We start from the raw sequence: 18,569 nt of genomic DNA, 5'->3' as shown, positions 1-18,569 counted from the left end.
GCGCCCCTCGTCTGTTCTTTTCCGCGTCCCCGTGATGTAGCCGTTACCGATTGCGGCTGAACGACACGAGTGAAATTACAAGTGTGCTGCTCCGGGCGAGTCAAGCCGAGATCTGCTATTGAGCCCCTTATTCACTCTGCGGAACCAAGGCCGTGCGGAAAGTGTTCAAATCGGCATAAACCTTGACACGCAGACGGAGCCCGCGAAGGACCCCACCGTCACCCGGGCCCCGTACGGACCTGTACGAGGGAGGACGCCCAGGAGTTCGATCTCGTTCCGGCACGCACGTCGAAGCGAATCTGATCACAGTCTGATCACGAGTACGCAACGAGGTTTGTGCGCCCGGTGGACGCCATGTGTCCCGGTCGGGGCATGAACAAACCTTTCATCTGAGTGAACGACCGGATGAGGTGAACCTCGTCCCACATACCGGGTGCCGAGTTGACACCGGAGGTGTGACCCGGTGTCCTAGTGGGCATGCTCGCGAACTTGGCACTCACCTCGACCCGCACCGCCGGGTCCCACGGTGCTGCCCGCGCTCGCTGTAGCTGTTGCTGTTCCAGCTGTTGAGCCACACCCGCTCCAGCTGAAGGCCGGCCACCAGTCCCCCGGCCCTTGTTCCCTCTGACCCACTTTCACTGAGGAACCACGCACCCCATGAACAGCGACAGCGACCTCCAGATCGCCGGCGACATCCTCGAAGTCCCGCACCTGCTCCAGCTGGAGCGCGAGCACCCGGCCACCGTCGCCGAGTTCGTCGGCCTGGCCCGCTCCATCGCCGACGACCGCTCCCAGTGGGAGCACCTCGTCCGCTACGACGCCGCCAGCCGCTGGTACCACCGGCTGCGCACCGGTCCGGGCTACGAGGTGTGGCTGCTGTCCTGGGTGCCCGGGCAGGGGAGCGGGCTGCACGACCACGGCCGCTCCTCCGGTGTGCTGACCGTGCTGGACGGCACGCTGACGGAGCGCACGGAGCGGGGCACGCGCGCGTTGCGGGCGGGCGCGCAGCGCGTGTTCGCGCCGGGGTATGTACACGAGGTCGTGAATGACGCACTCGAGTCGGCGGTGAGCCTGCACGTCTATTACCCGGGGCTGACGGCGATGCCGATGCACACTGCCCCGCACTGCGAGGCGGCCCGTACCGAGCCGGGCGCCCTCACTGCCTGACCGGTTGTCGTAGGGGCCTGCAAGACTGGCTCCCATGCGCATTGTGGTTCTGGCAGGCGGCATCGGTGGTGCCCGGTTCCTGCGTGGTCTGAAGCGGGCCGTGCCGGACGCGGACATCACGGTCATCGGCAACACCGGAGACGACATCCACCTCTTCGGGCTGAAGGTCTGCCCGGACCTCGACACGGTGATGTACACGCTCGGCGGCGGCATCAACGAGGAGCAGGGCTGGGGCCGTGCCGACGAGACCTTCCATCTCAAGGACGAGCTCGCGGCGTACGGCGTGGGGCCCGAGTGGTTCGGCCTGGGCGACCGGGACTTCGCGACGCACATCGTGCGGACGCAGATGATCGGCGCCGGATACCCGCTGAGCGCGGTGACGGAGGCGCTGTGCGAGCGCTGGAAGCCGGGCGTGCGGCTGATCCCGATGTCCGACGACCGCGTCGAGACCCATGTGGCGGTCGAGATCGACGGTGAGCGCAAGGCGATCCACTTCCAGGAGTACTGGGTGCGGCTGCGCGCCTCGGTGCCCGCCGAGGCGATCGTGCCGGTGGGCGCCGACCAGGCGAAGCCCGCTCCGGGGGTCCTGGAGGCCATCGCCGAGGCGGACGTGATCCTCTTCCCGCCGTCCAACCCGGTCGTGTCGATCGGCACGATCCTCGCCGTGCCCGGTATCCGGGAGGCGATCGCCGACGCCGGGGTGCCGGTGATCGGCCTGTCCCCCATCGTCGGCGACGCGCCCGTGCGGGGCATGGCCGACAAGGTGCTGGCCGCCGTTGGTGTCGAGTCGACCGCGGCGGCGGTGGCCGAGCACTACGGCTCGGGCCTGCTGGACGGCTGGCTCGTGGACACGGTGGACGCGGGCGTGGTGGAGCAGGTCGAGACGGCCGGGGTCCGCTGCCGGGCCGTGCCGCTGATGATGACCGACACCGACGCGACCGCGCGGATGGCCCGGGAGGCCCTGGCGCTGGCGGAGGAGGTGCGGGGAGCTTGAGCGAGGAGGTCTCGGACCGGCGGCGGGACGGCGACGGATACCGGGTGTGGGCCGTGGCCGGGCTGCCCGAGGTCGCGGCCGGGGACGATCTGGCCAAGCTGATCGCGGCCGCGGAACCCGGTCTGGCCGACGGGGACGTGCTGCTCGTCACGTCGAAGATCGTGTCCAAGGCGGAGGGCCGCATCGTCCGGGCGGCCGACCGGGAGGCGGCCATCGATGCGGAGACGGTACGGGTGGTGGCCCGGCGCGGCGCCCTCCGGATCGTCGAGAACCGGCAGGGCCTGGTCATGGCCGCGGCCGGGGTCGACGCGTCCAACACCCCGTCTGGGACCGTGCTGTTGCTGCCCGAGGACCCGGACGCGTCCGCCCGTGCGATCCGTGACGGGCTGCGGGACATCCTCGGCGTCGAGGTCGGTGTCGTCGTCACCGACACATTCGGGCGGCCCTGGCGCGCGGGGCTCACGGATGTCGCGATCGGCGCCGCCGGGGTGCGCGTCCTCGACGATCTGCGCGGGGGCACGGACGCGTACGGCAATCCGCTGAGCGCCACCGTCGTCGCCACGGCCGACGAACTCGCCTCCGCGGGCGACCTGGTCAAGGGCAAGGCCGCCGGGCTGCCCGTGGCCGTCGTACGCGGACTCCCGGACCTGGTCGCCGGGGACGGTGACGAAGAAGGGGCGCGGGCCATGGTGCGCGGCGCGCGCGACGACATGTTCCGGCTCGGCACGTCGGAGGCGGTACGGCTGGCGGTGACCCAGCGGCGTACGGTACGGGCCTTCACGGACGAGCCCGTGGACCCCGGTGCCGTACGGCGGGCGGTGGCCGCTGCCGTGACGGCGCCCGCGCCGCACCACACCACACCGTGGCGGTTCGTGCTGCTGGAGTCCGGGGAGGCACGGACGCGGCTGCTCGACGCCATGCGTGACGCCTGGATCGCCGATCTGCGGCGGGACGGCAAGACGGAGGAGTCCGTCGCCAAGCGGGTGCGCCGCGGGGACGTCCTGCGGAACGCGCCGTACCTCGTCGTCCCCTGCCTGGTCATGGACGGCTCGCACACCTACGGCGATCCGCGGCGGGACGGCGCCGAGCGGGAGATGTTCGTGGTCGCCGCGGGCGCCGGCGTGCAGAACCTCCTGGTCGCGCTGGCCGGGGAGCGGCTGGGGTCGGCGTGGGTGTCGTCGACGATGTTCTGCCGGGACGTGGTGCGCGAGGTGCTGGGGCTGCCGGCGGACTGGGATCCGATGGGCGCGGTGGCGGTCGGGCATCCCGCGGAGGAACCGCGAGCGCGGCCGGAGCGGGACGCGGGGGCGTTCATCGAGGTGCGGTGACCGGGATGGGGCGGCGTCTACGCTCGTAGGGCCCGCTCCTCTCGCATTCCGATTCCAGGGACTCATTCATGGCAGGACGGTTCGCTCCCCGGCCCACGCTCCCCCACAGCCCGAATGGCGTGGGAGGTGCCCCCGTGCGCGGTGGCGAGGTCGTCGTGCCCGTTCCACGTCGAGCGGTGCGGGCGGACACCGGGCGGGTGCGCGACTGGGTGCCGGACGGGCCGCTGGATCTCGGTCTGGTGCTCGGGCCACTGCGGCGCGGGCCGGGTGATCCGACGTTCCGGACGACGCCGGACGGGTCGGTGTGGCGGGCCGCGCTCACTCCTGCCGGGCCCGGGACACTACGGGTGCGCGCGTCCGGTGGCGGGGTGCGCGGGGAGGCGTGGGGGCCCGGGGCCGAGTGGCTGCTGGAGGGGTTGCCAGAGCTGCTCGGGGCCGCCGATGATCCGTCCGCGTTCGTGCCGCGGCACCGGCTGGTGGCGTTGACCCGGCATCGGCGGCCGGGGCTCAGGCTGACGCGGAGCGGGCTAGTGCTGGAGTCGCTGATTCCGTCGATTCTCGAGCAGAAGGTCACGACCGATGAGGCGTATCGGGCGTGGCGGTTGCTGGTGCGGAAGTTCGGGGAGCCGGCGCCGGGGCCCGTGCCCGGGCCGATGCATGTGATGCCGGGGCCTCGGACGTGGGCGTTGATTCCGTCGTGGGAGTGGCATCGGGCCGGGGTCGACAACAAGCGGGCGTCGACGATTCTGCGTGCGGTTCGGGTGGCCGGGCGGTTGGAGGAGGCGGCCGGGATGGAGCCGGGGGCTGCTCGGGCGCGGTTGGAGGTTGTGCCGGGGGTGGGGCCGTGGACGTCGGCGGAGACGGTGCAGCGGAGTCATGGGGCGGCGGATGAGGTGACGACGGGGGATCTGCATCTGCCTCGGATCGTGGGGTGGGCGCTTGCCGGGGATCGGGATGCGGATGACGCCGTGATGCTGTCGTTGTTGGAGCCGTATGCGGGGCAGCGGCATCGGGCGGCTCGGTTGGTTCTGCTGAGCGGGAGGGTGCCGGGGCGTCGGGCGCCGAAGATGCCTCGGTGGGATATCGGGGCGTTGTGATGGGCTGCCCGGTGTGTGGAGCCCTGCGTTGGTGCTGGGGGCGGGTGGGTCCGCAGCCCGGCGGAGCGGGGTGCCGCTGCGCCCACCCGTGCCGCCCTTAGCGGCACGATTGCCCGCAGCTAAGCAGCTGGGGCGGCACGCACGCCCGTGGCTGGGGCGGCGCGCATGCCCGTGGCTGAGTGGTTATTGGTCCGATGAGAAGCGGACCGCCCCCGGTGGGATTTGGGTGTCGCACCAGATGCGGGTGCCCTCCAGGAGTTCGTTGTCGGGGCCTATGGTCGCGCCGTCGCCTATGACCGTGCCCGTGAGGACGGTGCGTTCGCCGACTCGGGCCCGGGCTCCTATGAGGGAGTCGGTGATGACCGCGCCGGGTTCGATCACGGCGCCCGGCATGATCGTGCTGCCGAAGACCCGCACGCCCTCGGCGACGAAGGCGCCCTCCCCCACCACCGTGCCGCCCGACAGCTTCGCGTCGGCCGCGACCGTCGCCGTCGGCAGCACCAGTCGGTCGCCGCAGCGGCCGGGGACGGCGGGCGACGGGGCCCGGCCGAGGACCAGGTCCGCCGAGCCCCGGACGAAGGCCGCCGGTGTGCCGAGGTCCAGCCAGTACGTCGAGTCGACCATGCCCTGGAGGTGGGCTCCGGCGGAGAGCAGGTCGGGGAAGGTCTCCCGTTCCACCGACACCGGCCGACCCTGCGGGATCGTGTCGATGACCGAACGGCGGAAGACGTACGCGCCCGCGTTGATCTGGTCGGTGACGATCTCCTCGGGGGTCTGCGGCTTCTCCAGGAACGCCAGGACCCTGCCCGTGTCGTCCGTGGGGACCAGACCGTAGGCACGCGGGTCCGAGACCTTCGTGAGGTGCAGGGAGACGTCCGCGCCCGTCGTCTCATGGGTGTCCACCAGGGCCCGGATGTCCAGGCCCGTCAGGATGTCGCCGTTGAAGATCAGGACCGGGTCGTCGGGGCCGGAGCGCAGCCGGGAGGCGACGTTGCGGATGGCGCCGCCCGTGCCGAGGGGCTCCTCCTCCGTCACGTACTCGATGTGGAGCCCGAGCGCGGACCCGTCACCGAAGTACGGCTCGAAGACCTCCGCCAGATAGGACGTGGCCAGGACGATGTGCTCGACGCCCGCCGCTCTCGCTCTCGCGAGCTGGTGCGTGAGGAAGGGCACCCCGGCCGCCGGGACCATGGGCTTGGGCGTGTGCACCGTGAGCGGGCGCAGCCGGGTGCCCTTGCCACCGACCAAGAGGATCGCTTCAGTCACGTGTCGTCTCTGCTTCCTGCCGGGACCGGCCGAACTGTCTTTCGGCCGGTCAGTGTATGCAGACCGTTCCGTGGCGCCTTCGCTGGCCGTGCGGCATTCCGCCCCCCTGTCCCCCGACGGCGGTGAACGTGTTCTCAGCGGCCCTGGTAGCGGGCCGCCTTGGAGCGGGCCGAGCCGAGCTTGCCGTAGAGCTTCCGTCCCGGGCAGGCGGTCTTGAAGCCGTCCCGGTGACCGGAGATCACGTTCAGTCGTACCTTCTTGCCTTTGCGGTAGAGGTTGCTGCCGGCCGACTTCAGATAGGTCTTCCCCCGCGGATTCATCCGGTACAGGCCCAGCTTCCACGCCGTGACCCGGGCGATGGCCTTGACGGCTGCGGACGACGGTTTCTTGGCTCCGTACGATCCGATGACGGCGATGCCCATGCTGTTGCTGTTGAAACCAAGGGTGTGCGCGCCGAGGACCGGCCTCGCCACGCCACCCGCGCGACCCTCGTAGATCTTTCCGCACTTGTCGATGAGGAAGTTGTAGCCGACATCCCGCCAGCCCATGCTCTTGACGTGGTAGCGGTAGATACTGCGGATGAGTGACGGGGACTGCGAGCAGCTGTACTTGTTGCCGCTGGCGGTGTGGTGCACGAACGCCGCCTTGACCTTCTTCGTGTAGACGAACTTCCGCTCCCGCAGCCCCTCGTTCGCGCCCCAGCCGCGACGCGTGACGATACGGGGGCGCGGGCCGACGTACGGCTTCGCCCGCTTCCGCTCCACCGCCTCGCCGGCGCGGAGGGTGTAGAACTCGCGCTCGGTCGCCGCGCGGCTCAGTGCCGTGATCTCGGTGGCGCCGAGGGGGGCGAGGTCCGCGTTGGCCGCGGAGGCGTCGGTGGCGGCGGAGGCCTCGGTGTTCAGGCCGCCGGTGCGGGGGCCGTCCACGGGGCCGCCGGGGAGTGCCTCGTCGCCCTCTCCGGGGTCGACGAGTTCGAGACGGAGGCCGGAGGGGAGCGAGGGCGCCGCGACCGCGATGCTGCGGCCGCCCGTGCCCTGGAGTTCCGAACGGACCCGGAGTTCCACGCCGTCGGAGTCGCCCACCCACAGCGGTGCCGTGGCGCCGCGTACGCGGCCCGAAGTGCTCTCGGGGGTGTCCAGGTCGGCCGCGTGGTCGGCGTTGTGCGTCTCCACGTCCTGCCAGCCCGACCAGGTGCCGGTGCCGGCGGCGCGGGTGCGGACATGGACGCGGCCGTGCAGTTCGGCATGGGGGTCGTCCCAGATGACGCCGACGAGGGAGAAGCGGCGTACGGCACGGCGGGACAGGCCCTGTTCGGCGTAGGCGGAGGCGGAGGCAGATGCGGAGCGGGTGGCGCGGTTGCGGGTGAGGGGTTCGAGGGGGAGGGACTGGGTGCTGCCGGAGGCGTACGGTTCGGCCCCGCGCCGGGCGGTCATGGTCGGGTCCGGCGTCCCCGCGTGGGGCGCGGGTCTCGCGGCCGTGGCGGCCTCGGTGGTCGGCACCGGTCTCGCCGTCGCCGCGAGGGCGGGCGGGGTGAGGGGAAGGGCCAGAGCGGCCGCACAGGTGACACCGATCGAGGAAGCAAGGAATCCACGCATGCCCCTGATCTTTGACATAACCCTATAAGTCTGTCCATTTGGGATTTGACGGACTGTCGGCGTGGATTCGGCCGAACCGGTGGTGAACGCACGGCGGGGCGGTGGCCCGGCCGTTGGGCGGAGGCCGGCGTGCCGCGTACGCTTGCGCGGGTGAACGCCACCGATCGCACCCCCGCCGACCTGCTGGGTTCCGCGCTCGCCGCGGATCCGGGACGCCCCCTGGTGACCTTCTACGACGACGCCACGGGCGAACGCGTCGAACTGTCCGTGGCCACCTTCGCCAATTGGGTGGCCAAGACCGCGAACCTGCTCCAGGACGAGCTGTCCGTCGAGCCCGGGGACCGGGTCGCGCTGCTGCTGCCCGCGCACTGGCAGACGGCGGTGTGGTTGCTCGCGTGTGCGTCGGTCGGTGTGGTCGCGGACGTGTCCGGGGAGGCCCGGGCCGCCGATGTCGTGGTGAGCGGGCCGGACGGGCTGGAAGCGGCCCGGGCGTGTTCCGGGGCGCGGATCGCGATGGCGCTGCGGCCGCTCGGGGGGCGGTTTCCGCAGACGCCCGAGGGGTTCGTCGACTACGCGGTGGAGGTGCCGGGGCAGGGGGACCGGTTCGTGCCGTACGCGCCGGTGGATCCGGAGGAGCCCGCGCTGATCGTGGCGGGGCGGGAGTTCAGCGGGGCCGAGGTTGTGGAGCGGGCTCGGGCGGGGGCGACGGGGCTGGGGCTGACCGGGCCCGGGTCGCGGATTCTGTCGGGGTTGCCGTACGACACGTGGGAAGGGTTGAACGCGGGGTTGTACGGGCCGTTGGCCACGGGGGGTTCCGTGGTGCTGTGCCGGAATCTGGAGTTGGCGAGGGGCGAGGTGCTGGACAAGCGGGTGGAGAGTGAGCGGGTTACGGCGCTTGCCCGGTAGGCCGTTTCTCTTGGTGCTGGGCGATTCTGCTGAGGGCGGGTGGGTGCGCAGCCCGGCGTAGCGGGGTGCCGCTGCGCCCACCCGTGCCGCCCTTAGCGGCACGCATGCCCGCAGCTAGGGCGGATGGCCCCATTCGGCCCATCCCGACCCCTCCCCCGCCCCCCATCCACGCCACAGTCGTAAGAACAGTGCGCGCGAGTCGTAAGAACAGTGCGCGCGGCACGTTCGTACGACGTGAGGGGTGGTCCCTGTCGTGGGCGACACCGGTGGTGGTGGGTCCTTGCGGAGGCTTGGGCCGGGTGCGGGGGCCTCGGCCGGTGGGCGGGGGCTGGCGCGGCGGTGCCGGCGGCGGTGGGTGCGGTTCACGGCGTTCGGGATCGCCGGCGTCGTCGTGGTGGCCGCCGGGGCCGGATGGGCCGTGTACGCCAAGCTCAGCGGGAACATCACGCCCGACGAGGCCGCCGCCGCCGAGCTCGCGCGGTACGAGAAGGAGCGGCCCACCTCGCTGGTCAAGGACGCGCGGAACATCCTGCTGATCGGCTCGGACTCGCGCGAAGGGAACGACAACGCCCGCTACGGCCGGGACTCAGGGACCGAGCGGTCGGACACCACGATCCTGCTGCACCTGTCCGCGGGCCGGCGCAGCGCCACCGCCGTCTCCCTGCCCCGGGACCTGATGGTGGAGCTGCCGGGCTGCCGGCGCCCGGACGGGTCCCGCAGCGCGCCGCGGTTCGCGATGTTCAACCAGGCCTTCCAGCTGGGCGGTTCGGCCTGCACCATCAGGACCGTCGAGAAGCTCACCGACGTCCGCGTCGATCACCACGTCGTCGTCGACTTCCACGGCTTCAAGGAGATGGTCGACGCGGTCGACGGTGTCGAGGTGTGTCTGCGGGAGCCGGTCGACGACCGGGCCGCCAAGCTGAGGCTGCCCGCGGGACGCGTGACGCTCAACGGCGAGCAGGCCCTCGGCTACGTCCGCGCCCGCAAGTCCCTCGGTGACGGCAGCGACACGGAGCGGATGGAACGGCAGCAACGATTCCTCGGCGCACTCGTCAACAAGGTGCGCAGCAATGACGTCCTGCTGAATCCGGTGAAGCTGTATCCCGTGCTGGACGCCGCCACGTCCTCTCTCACTACAGACCCGGATCTGGCCAGCCTCCGCGGTTTGTACGAACTCGTGCGCGGTCTGCGCGACATCCCCATGGAACAAGTGCAATTCCTGACCGTCCCCCGGGAGTCGTATGCGTACGACGCCAATCGCGACCAACTCGTGGAGCCCGAGGCGGACGAGCTGTTCGAGCGGCTGCGGACGGACACTCCGGTGGCGGTCGCGGGGGACGCACCGGGAAGTTCCGCCCCGCCGGGGCCTGCCGATTCGCGTGAACGGTCGCACGGGGATCCGTATCCGGGTCCGTTCACGAAATCCGCCGTCACCGTTTCTCCTCCACCCACGTTCCGTGGAAACACGGCAGCCGAGGACACCTGTGAGTAAAGCGGGCACCAAGGCCGCCTCAAGGTAACGCGCTCTTCACCCGGAAAATGGGCGAATTGCCCAGGTGTAGGGACGTGGACTTCGTCACCGTCGTCGCTCGACGCTGAACTGGGCGGTTAGTGTGAGCGATCCCGGTGCGCCCGGCTCTGAGGACGTTCCTGAGAACGCGCACTGTGTGACCGAGACCGAGCGCCTTGGAGGGGTAGGCGCCGCGTGCCCCGACGGAGGAATCAGACAACCGTGGACGCGCAAGGCCGTGGGCGGGCGGACGACATCGATCCCGCAGACCAGTGGGTGCTCAATCCGAACACCGGCGAATACGAAATGCGACTGCCCGCTTCCGCACCGCGGTCGGGTGTCCCCGGGCCCCGCAAACCACCGCCCTCCGACGGAGACCCGTCGGCGCTCGGCACCACGCAGCCGCTCGGCCGCACCGAGGCGCCCGGCCGCCGGCGGCCCGAGACGCCCGGCCGTGCGGTGCCGCCGCCGCGCAGGCGCCGCGGGGCTCCGGCTGCGGAGGAACCGCTGCCGGGGCGGCGTGGCCGCCGGCCCGCCAAGAAGGCCGCGAAGGGCAAGAAGGTCCTGCTGTGGACCGGCGGCGTGATGGCGTTCGTCCTGGTCGCCGGGGCTGGCGCCGCGTACTTCTACATCGAGCACCTGAACAACAACATCGCGTCGGTCTCCGACGACGGCGCGAGCACCGGTGGCTTCGAGAAGGACAAGGCCATCAACATCCTGCTGATCGGCACCGACAAGCGCACCGGCGCGGGCAACGAGAAGTACGGCGACGCGGGCAGTGTCGGGCACGCCGACACCACGATCCTGCTGCATGTCTCCAAGGACCGTTCGAACGCGACCGCGCTGAGCATCCCGCGTGACCTGATCGTCGACATCCCGGACTGCCCGACCACGCAGGAGGACGGGTCGCAGAAGGTCATCCCGGGCACGCCGAAGACCCGCTTCAACACCAGCCTCGGCCAGGACGACCGGACGCCGAGCTGCACCATGCGGACCGTGACGGAGCTGACCGGGGTCAAGCCGGACAACTTCATGGTCGCCGACTTCAACGCGGTCAAGACGCTGACCAGCGCGGTCGGCGGGGTCGAGGTCTGTCTGGGCAAGGACATCGACGACCCGGACTCGCACCTGAAGCTGTCGAAGGGCAACCACACGATCGAGGGCGAGCAGGCGCTGGCCTTCGTGCGCACCCGGCACTCGGTCGGCTTCGGCGGCGACCTGAGCCGGATCGGGCTCCAGCAGCAGTTCCTGAGCGCGCTGATGCGCAAGCTGAAGGACAACGACACGCTCACCAGCCCCTCGAAGATGCTCGACCTGGCCGAGGCAGGCACGAAGGCGCTGACCGTCGACTCGCAGCTGTCCAGCATCGGCAAGCTGAAGGACCTCGGTCTTGAGCTGGGCAAGCTCAACACCAAGAACCTCACGTTCGCCACGACCCCGGTGATCGACAACCCGGCGGAGAAGGTCCCGACCACGGTCGTCCTCAACGAGTCGTCGGCCCCGCAGGTCTTCGACATGATCAAGAACGACGTCTCCTTCACCGCAGTCAAGGAAAAGAAGAAGAAGGAAGCCGCCGCGGTGGCCGCCCGGCTCAAGGGCACCAAGGCCGCGGCCTCCGAGGTGCGGGTGCGGATCATGAACGGCGGTGCCGTCGCCGGCAGCGCCCAGGAGACGCTCAGCTGGCTGCAGAACGAGGAGGGCGTGACCAAGTCGGAGAACGCCGGCAACGCCCCCGCAGAGCTGGCGAAGACGACCCTGGAGTACGCCCCCGACCAGGCCGACCAGGCCCGACGGCTCGCCGACATCATGGGCCTGCCCGGGTCCGCGCTGAAGCCCGGCGAGAGCGTGGAGAACGCCCAGGGCGTACCCGCGATGACCCTGACCCTCGGCAAGGACTTCAAGGGCGCGGGCTCTTCCCAGACCACTCCCACCAAGGCGCCGGCGGACGTGGACAAGTCCACGGCGGACAAGGTCGAGTGCGCCGAGTGACCTGAAGGGCCTGCCGTACGTCTCACAGGGCGTAGGGCAGGCCTTGTCCGGTGACACGGGGGTGGGAAGAGCACATGGCGCGGAGCAGTGGTGTGTATGGGGAGGGGACGAAACCGGGTTCCGTCCCGAGTGAGCCGGCCCCGGGCAGATCCTCCGGGCCGGGCGGCGGGGACGGCCGCAGAGGGCGTCGGGCCCGCCGCGGACGCCGTGTGCTGCGCTGGTCGGCGACGACCCTCTCCATGCTGGTCCTCGCTACCGCCGGCGCCGGCTACCTCTACTACGAGCACCTGAACGGCAACATCGAGAAGGGCCAGCGCAGCAGCGGCGACTCCAAGGCGAGGCGGGCCGCTCCGAACGCGGCCGGGCAGACGCCCCTGAACATCCTGCTGATCGGCTCCGACAGCCGTAACTCCGACGAGAACGTGAAGCTGGGCGGCGCCAGGAAGGACCGCGGCACTCCGCCGCGGGGCGATGTGCAGATGCTCATCCATCTGGCCGCGGACCGCGAGAGCGCCGCCGTGGTGAGCATCCCGCGTGACACCCGGGTCGACATACCCAAGTGCACCGACCCGAGGTCCGGTCGGACGTACCCGCAGATCAACACGATCATCAACGCCTCGCTGGCCCGGGGCGGGGCCGGCTGCACGCTGGCGACCTGGGAGAACCTCACCGGCGTCTACATCGACCACTGGATGACGATCGACTTCGCGGGCGTGGTGAAGATGGCGGACGCCATCGGCGGGGTCGAAGTGTGCGTGGAGCAGAACGTGTGGGACCGCCCGCTGCCCCGCGTGCCCGGCGGCTCCGGTCTGAAGCTGAAGGCCGGCCGGACGAAGGTCCAGGGCGAGCAGGCCCTGCAGTGGCTGCGTACGCGCCACGCCTGGGGCAGCGACCCGCTGCGGGCCAGGGCGCAGCACATGTACATGAACTCGATGATCCGCACGCTCAAGTCGCAGAACGTCTTCACCGACACCGGCCGGCTGACGGACCTGGCCGAGGCCGCCACCAAGTCGCTGCACGTGTCCGAGGAGATCGGCACGGTGAAGAAGCTGTACGACTTGGGGGCGCAGCTGAAGACGGTGCCGACGGACCGCATCACCATGACGACGCTGCCCACGGCCGCGGACCCGGAGGACGCCAACCACCTGATACCGGCGGGCACCGACGCCGACCGGGTGTGGGAGATGATCCGCGACGACGTGCCGTTCGACGGCAAGGGCGGGAAGGGCGGGAAGGGCGGTTCGAAGAAGCCCGGTTCGAAGAAGGCCGGGGAGAAGGCGTCCCGGGATCCGGCAGCGGCGGACGGCGAGATCGGCGTCCTGGTGCAGAACGCCACGCGCTCCAGCACCCTCGGTCCGGTGACCGGACGGGCGGGCGCCATCACCCAGTCGCTCGTGGGCAAGGGCTTCACGAAGGCCGCCGCGGACACCTCGGGCGCGCTGGCCGAGGAGCGGACCGTCGTGCGCTATCCGAGCGCCGAGTTGGCGGGCGATGCCCAGCGCGTCGCCAAGTCGCTGGACCTTCCGCTGAGTTCGGTGCGGCGCTCCACCGACGTATCCGGTGTCACGGTCGTCGTGGGTGCCGACTGGCGTACGGGGACGGCGTATCCGAAGCAGCCGGCGCCGAAGGCCGGGGACCTGCCAGGTGACGCGGACGCGCTCAACGGCTCGGACTCCGGTAAGTGCATGGATGTGTACGCGCCCTACCGCTGGTAGAGATTCCCGGCACGGAATTGGGCCGGATTGCCCAAATGTAGGGACGTTGAATTTGTCATTCAGCGCACACCGGCGTTCAACTGGGCGGATAGTGTGAGCGATCCAGTGCTTCTGTGATGACCAAGTACCCGCGCGCCTTCCGGGGGGAGAAGGCGCCGCGTGCCCCGACGGAGGAATCGGACAACCGTGGACGCGCAACGCCGTGGGCGGGGGGAACAGATGGACCCCGCAGACCAGTGGGTACTCAATCCGAACACCGGCGAATACGAACTGCGACTGAATCCATCCGCAGCGCAATCGGGGGCGACTCCCCGTACGGCCACCGCACGTCCGACCGGCGCACGTTCGACCGGCGCACGTACGGCCTCCGCACGTTCGGCCGCTCCCCGTGAGGGCGCTCCCCGTGGGGGCACTCCCCATGGGGGCGCGACCCGCACCGAGGTTCCGCCGCAGCGCAGGCGGCGCGGTGCTCCCGAGGAGCCGCCGCCGGGGCGGCGCGGCGGTCGCCGGCCGGTGCAGCAGAAGCCGGGCAAGGCGAAGAAGGTGCTGCTGTGGACCGGCGGCACGATGGCGTTCGTGCTGGTCGGGGTCAGTGCGGCGGGCTACTTCTACCTCCAGCACCTGGAGGGCAATGTCTCGACGACCGACGTCGGCAGCGCGGGTGCCAGCAACTTCAGCAAGGACGAGGCCTTCAGCGTCCTCATCATCGGTACGGACAAGCGCACCGGCGAGGGCAATGGCGGCTACGGCGACAAGGGCAGCTCCGGGCACGCCGACACCACGATCCTGCTGCATGTCGCGAAGGACCGCTCCAACGCGACCGCGCTGAGCATCCCGCGCGACCTGATCGTGAACATCCCCGACTGCCCGACGAAACTGGAGGACGGCTCGGAGAAGGTCGTGCCGGGGGTCCAGGGCGTCCGCTTCAACCGGAGCCTCGGGGAGGGCGGCCGGGACCCCGGCTGCACGATGCGCACGGTGAAGGAGAACACCGGCATCACCGTCGACCACTTCATGATGGCCGACTTCAACGCGGTGAAGACGCTGACCACGGCGGTGGACGGGGTCGACGTGTGTGTGGAGAAGCCGGTCAACGACAAGCAGTCCAAACTCGTGCTGCCCGCGGGCGAGTCGACGGTGGAGGGCGAGCAGGCGCTCGCCTTCGTCCGTACGCGCAAGAGCTTCGGCAACAGCGGCGACCTCGACCGGATCAAGGTGCAACAGCAGTTCCTGGGCTCGCTGATGCGCAAGATGGCCTCCAGCGACACCCTCACGAGTCCCTCGAAGCTGCTGAACCTGGCCGAGGCCGCGACGAAGGCGCTGACCGTGGACCAGGCGATCGGCAAGGTCAGCACGCTCAAGGACGTAGCCCTTGAGCTGAAGAAGGTGCCGACGAAGAACATCAGCTTCACGACGGTGCCGGTGGTGGACAACCCGGCGGAAACGGTGAAGGCGACGGTCGTCCTCGACGACTCCAAGGCCCCGCAGGTGTTCGACATGATCGAGAACGACGTCTCGTTCACCGAGGTCAAGCAGCAGGAGAAGAAGGAGAAGGACGCCCAGGCCGCGCGGCTGAAGGGCACCAAGTCCGCGGCCTCCGAGGTACGGGTGCGGATCACGAACGGCGGTGCCGACGCCGGCAGCGCGCAGAAGACCCTCCAGTACCTCCAGGTCGAGGAGGGCGTGACCAAGTCGGACAACGCCGGCAACGCGCCCGCGGAACTGGCGAAGACGACCCTCGAGTACGCCCCCGACCAGGCCGACCAGGCCCGCCGCCTCGCCGACATCATGGGGCTGTCCGGATCCGCGCTGAAGCCCGGCGAGAGCGTGAACAACTCCCAGGGCCTGCCCGCGATGACCCTGACCCTCGGCAAGGACTTCAAGGGCGCCGGCGTGAAGCTCAACGCCCCGGTCGAGGCGGCGGACGTGGAGAAGTCCACCGCGGACAAGGTGAAGTGCGCGAGTTGACCCGTTGAGGGCAACTGACAGGCCCGTCGTGCGTCTAACAGGAGGCAGGGCGGGCCTGCTGCATGCGCCGGGGGGCGGAGAGGACCGGGGAAGTGACGCAGAGCGGTGTGCGGGAGGACGGTAAGCGGCAGAGCGTCCGCCACGAACCGGACCCGGGCGAGGAGGAGCCGACGCCGGGCAACCGGCCGCCCGACGGCGACGGCACGCCGGCACAGGACGCGCGAACGCCCGACGCCGAGGGCCTGCCGACGGGGAGCGCGAGTACGTCCGACGGCGACAGCACATCAGCGACGGACCCGGAAGACTCGCCTGACGGCGACAGCACACCGGCGACAGACCCGGACTCACCCGGCCGCGACAGCACACCGACGGCAGACCCGGACTCACCCCGCAGCGACGGCGCGGCCGGAGGCGGCGGTGGGGGGAGCGGTCGGCCGCGTGGAGGCCGGGCACCCCGCAAGCGGCGGGTGCTGAAGTGGTCCGCTGTCGTGCTGGCGGTGCTGATGCTCGGGACGGCCGGGGCCGGCTACCTCTACTACCGGCATCTGAACGGCAACATCAAGAAGGACGCCCTGAACCTCGGCGACGGCAAGGTCGCCGCTCCGACGCCCAACGCGGCCGGGCAGACCCCGCTGAACATCCTGCTCATCGGCTCCGACGCGCGGGACAGCAAGGAGAACCAGAAACTCGGCGGCGCCCGCGAGACGTTCGGCGCCACGCCCCTCGCGGACGTCCAGATGCTGCTGCACCTGTCCGCCGACCGCACCAACATGTCGGTCATCAGCATGCCCCGCGACACCCTGGTGAAGATCCCGAAGTGCACCGACCCGGACGACGGGAAGGTCTACCAGGCGACCCAGGGACGGACGATGACCAACCAGAGCCTCGGACACGGCGGTCCGGGCTGCGCCGTGGCCACCTGGCAGGAGCTCACCGGCATCCACATCGACCACTTCATCATGGTCGACTTCGCGGGTGTGGTGTCGATGGCCGACGCCGTCGGAGGCGTCCCCGTGTGCGTCGACGCCGACATCCACTCCCGTACCTCCGACGGCAAGGGCTCGGGCCTGAAACTGCAGAAGGGCACCTCGTACATCCAGGGCGAGCAGGCCCTGCAGTGGCTGCGCACCCGCTACGGCTTCGAGGACGGCAGCGACCTCGCCCGCGCCAAGGCCCAGCACATGTACATGAACGCGATGGTCCGCCAGCTGCGCGACAACATGACCCTGAGCAGCCCCAACAAGCTCCGCAGACTGGCCGAGGAGGCCACCCGGGCCATGACGGTCGACCCGGGCCTCGACACCGTCAAGAAGCTCTACGACCTCAGCGACGAGCTGCGCAGGGTGGAGCCGAAGCGCATCACCATGACGACGATGCCCAACCGCTACGTGGGCGCCCGCGTCGAGCCCACGGAGGACGCCGAGCAGCTGTTCCGGCTGGTGCGGGAGGACATCGCCCTGGACGGCAAGGACAAGGCGAAGAAGCCGGCCGCGGAGAAGGCCTCCGCCGACCCGGCCGCGCCCGACGACGAGATCCCCGTCCAGGTCCGCAACGGCACCCGCACCGACACCCTGGCAGCGGCCCGCGGACGCGCCGGAACGGTGGCGGGCGTCCTGAAGGACGAGGGCTTCGCCCAGGCCGTGGCCGACACCACCGGCTCATGGAGCGAGGAACGGACCGTCGTCCGCTATCCGAGCACCGATCTGGAGGGCGACGCCCGGCGTCTCGCCAAGGCCCTGGGCATTCCGGCGAGTTCGGTGCAGCGGTCCACCGACGTCTCCGGCATCGCCCTCGTCGTCGGCGCCGACTGGCGTGAGGGCACGGCCTACAAGGCGCCCGAGGAGAACGACAGGACCCCGAAGTCGGCCGAGGCGCTCAACGGCGCCGACGACAAGGCCTGTATGCATGTGAACCCGGCGTTCACCTGGGACTGAACGGCGACGGGCCCTCTCCCCGGCCGGGGAGAGGGCCCGCGTCGATACGCCGGTGACTCAGCTCGCTGAGGCGTCCGCGCGGACCGCCGGACGCCGGCTCGCGATCACCTTGCGGGCCAGCGCCCGCGGGCTGGTCAGGAAGCCCCAGCCCCACGACATGTGCATGGTGGCCAGCGCCACGGGGATCTGGAGCCGCGCCTTCAGCGGCAGCCCCTTGCCCGCCGGGACCGAGCCCGCGAGGATCGCCGCGAGATAGCCGCCGGGCACCACGAAGCCCCACGGCGTCAGCAGCGCGCCCACCACGATCCCGGCCGCGATCGCGCACACGGCGGTCGGCGGGGCGAGGTAGCGCAGGTTGATGGAGCCCTCGTGGTAGCGGGCGACGACATGCCGCCAGCGGCCGTAGTCCTTGTACTGCTTGGCGAGGGCCTTCACGCTCGGCCGCGGCCGGTACGACACCCGCAGCTCGGGCGAGAACCAGATCAGCCCGCCGGCCTCACGGATGCGGAAGTTCAGCTCCCAGTCCTGGGCGCGGATGAACTCCACGTTGTAGCCGCCCTGCTGCTCCAGCGCCTCGCGCCGGAAGACGCCGAGGTAGACGGTGTCGGCCTGCTGGGCCTGGCCGCCTGTGTGGAAGGCGGCGTTGCCGACCCCTATCTTCGAGGTCATCGCGGCGGCGACGGCGTGCTCCCAGTCGTTCTCGCCCTCGGCGTGCATGATGCCGCCGACGTTCTGCGCGCCGGTCTCCTCCAGGAGCCGTACCGCGGTGGCGATGTAGTTGGGCGAGAGCATGCCGTGCCCGTCGACGCGCACGACGATCGGGTGGCGGGAGGCGTTGATCGCGGCGTTGAGCGCGGCGGGCGTACGGCCGGTCGGATTCGGGACGGTGTGGACACGCGCGTCTTCCGCAACGAGCTCGGCCGCGATCTCGTCCGTGCGGTCCGTGGACGGACCGAGGGCGATCACGACCTCCATCTCGCCGGCGTACTCCTGCGCGAGGATCGCTTGGATGGCTCCCCGCAGATGCCGTTCCTCGTCGAGGACGGGCATGATCACGGAAACGGCAGGGGGGCGCACGTCGGGATTGGCGTTCATAGGGG

At 70.6% G+C, this 18,569-nt stretch carries 13 protein-coding genes; 10 read left to right on the top strand and 3 right to left on the bottom strand.

Going from position 1 to position 18,569, the window contains the following annotated elements; genetic code table 11:
• The first annotated feature begins 657 nt into the window (after positions 1-657).
• From ACFT32_RS31070 to ACFT32_RS31055, 4 genes are all read left to right on the top strand, one after another.
• Positions 658-1,167, top strand: a complete 510-nt coding sequence (locus ACFT32_RS31070) for a cysteine dioxygenase (RefSeq protein ID WP_382495869.1) — start codon at positions 658-660, stop codon at positions 1,165-1,167.
• A gap of 34 nt (positions 1,168-1,201) precedes the next feature.
• Positions 1,202-2,161 (top strand): 2-phospho-L-lactate transferase, encoded by a 960-nt coding sequence (gene cofD, locus ACFT32_RS31065; RefSeq protein ID WP_382495867.1) that lies wholly within the window; start codon positions 1,202-1,204, stop codon positions 2,159-2,161.
• Entirely contained in the window at positions 2,158-3,489 is a 1,332-nt protein-coding gene (locus ACFT32_RS31060) for a coenzyme F420-0:L-glutamate ligase (protein ID WP_382495865.1), read from the top strand. Before cofD ends, ACFT32_RS31060 begins: the two co-directional genes overlap by 4 nt.
• A 68-nt stretch (positions 3,490-3,557) precedes the next feature.
• Entirely contained in the window at positions 3,558-4,586 is a 1,029-nt protein-coding gene (locus tag ACFT32_RS31055) for a DNA-3-methyladenine glycosylase family protein (protein ID WP_382495863.1), read from the top strand.
• 183 nt (positions 4,587-4,769) lie between these two features.
• On the opposite strand, the gene ACFT32_RS31050 is transcribed toward ACFT32_RS31055, so the two are convergent.
• The gene (locus tag ACFT32_RS31050; RefSeq protein WP_382495861.1) at positions 4,770-5,852 is read right to left on the bottom strand and encodes a sugar phosphate nucleotidyltransferase; all 1,083 of its coding nucleotides are present in this window, start codon (positions 5,850-5,852) and stop codon (positions 4,770-4,772) included.
• A gap of 134 nt (positions 5,853-5,986) precedes the next feature.
• On the bottom strand, positions 5,987-7,447 hold the full coding sequence (locus ACFT32_RS31045; protein ID WP_382495859.1) for a peptidoglycan recognition protein: 1,461 nt from the start codon (positions 7,445-7,447) through the stop codon (positions 5,987-5,989).
• 150 nt (positions 7,448-7,597) lie between these two features.
• On the opposite strand from ACFT32_RS31045, the gene ACFT32_RS31040 reads away from it, so the two are divergent.
• The 6 genes from ACFT32_RS31040 (at position 7,598) to ACFT32_RS31015 (ending at position 17,469) form a co-directional block, all read left to right on the top strand.
• Positions 7,598-8,353 carry a TIGR03089 family protein gene (locus ACFT32_RS31040; RefSeq protein WP_382495857.1) on the top strand — a complete coding sequence of 252 codons (756 nt, stop codon included), beginning with the start codon at positions 7,598-7,600 and terminating at the stop codon, positions 8,351-8,353.
• Positions 8,354-8,606: 253 nt separating this feature from the next.
• Positions 8,607-9,845 (top strand): LCP family protein, encoded by a 1,239-nt coding sequence (locus ACFT32_RS31035; protein ID WP_382495947.1) that lies wholly within the window; start codon positions 8,607-8,609, stop codon positions 9,843-9,845.
• A 240-nt stretch (positions 9,846-10,085) separates the two neighbouring features.
• A complete protein-coding gene (locus ACFT32_RS31030) occupies positions 10,086-11,852 on the top strand; it encodes an LCP family protein (protein WP_382495855.1) in 1,767 nt (588 codons plus the stop codon).
• Positions 11,853-11,926: 74 nt separating this feature from the next.
• On the top strand, positions 11,927-13,567 hold the full coding sequence (locus ACFT32_RS31025) for an LCP family protein (RefSeq protein ID WP_382495853.1): 1,641 nt from the start codon (positions 11,927-11,929) through the stop codon (positions 13,565-13,567).
• 186 nt (positions 13,568-13,753) lie between these two features.
• A complete protein-coding gene (locus ACFT32_RS31020) occupies positions 13,754-15,535 on the top strand; it encodes an LCP family protein (RefSeq protein ID WP_382495851.1) in 1,782 nt (593 codons plus the stop codon).
• 62 nt (positions 15,536-15,597) lie between these two features.
• On the top strand, positions 15,598-17,469 hold the full coding sequence (locus tag ACFT32_RS31015; RefSeq protein WP_382495849.1) for an LCP family protein: 1,872 nt from the start codon (positions 15,598-15,600) through the stop codon (positions 17,467-17,469).
• Positions 17,470-17,526: 57 nt separating this feature from the next.
• Here the strand turns inward: ACFT32_RS31015 and ACFT32_RS31010 are convergent, their stop codons facing one another.
• Positions 17,527-18,564 carry a glycosyltransferase family 2 protein gene (locus ACFT32_RS31010; protein ID WP_382495847.1) on the bottom strand — a complete coding sequence of 346 codons (1,038 nt, stop codon included), beginning with the start codon at positions 18,562-18,564 and terminating at the stop codon, positions 17,527-17,529.
• Positions 18,565-18,569 lie beyond the last annotated feature (5 nt).

The organism is Streptomyces sp. NPDC057002 (assembly GCF_042673825.1).
Classification (GTDB): domain Bacteria; phylum Actinomycetota; class Actinomycetes; order Streptomycetales; family Streptomycetaceae; genus Streptomyces.
The sequence above is the reverse complement of the archived record's forward strand: the minus strand, read 5'-3'. Positions and strand labels throughout refer to the sequence as shown.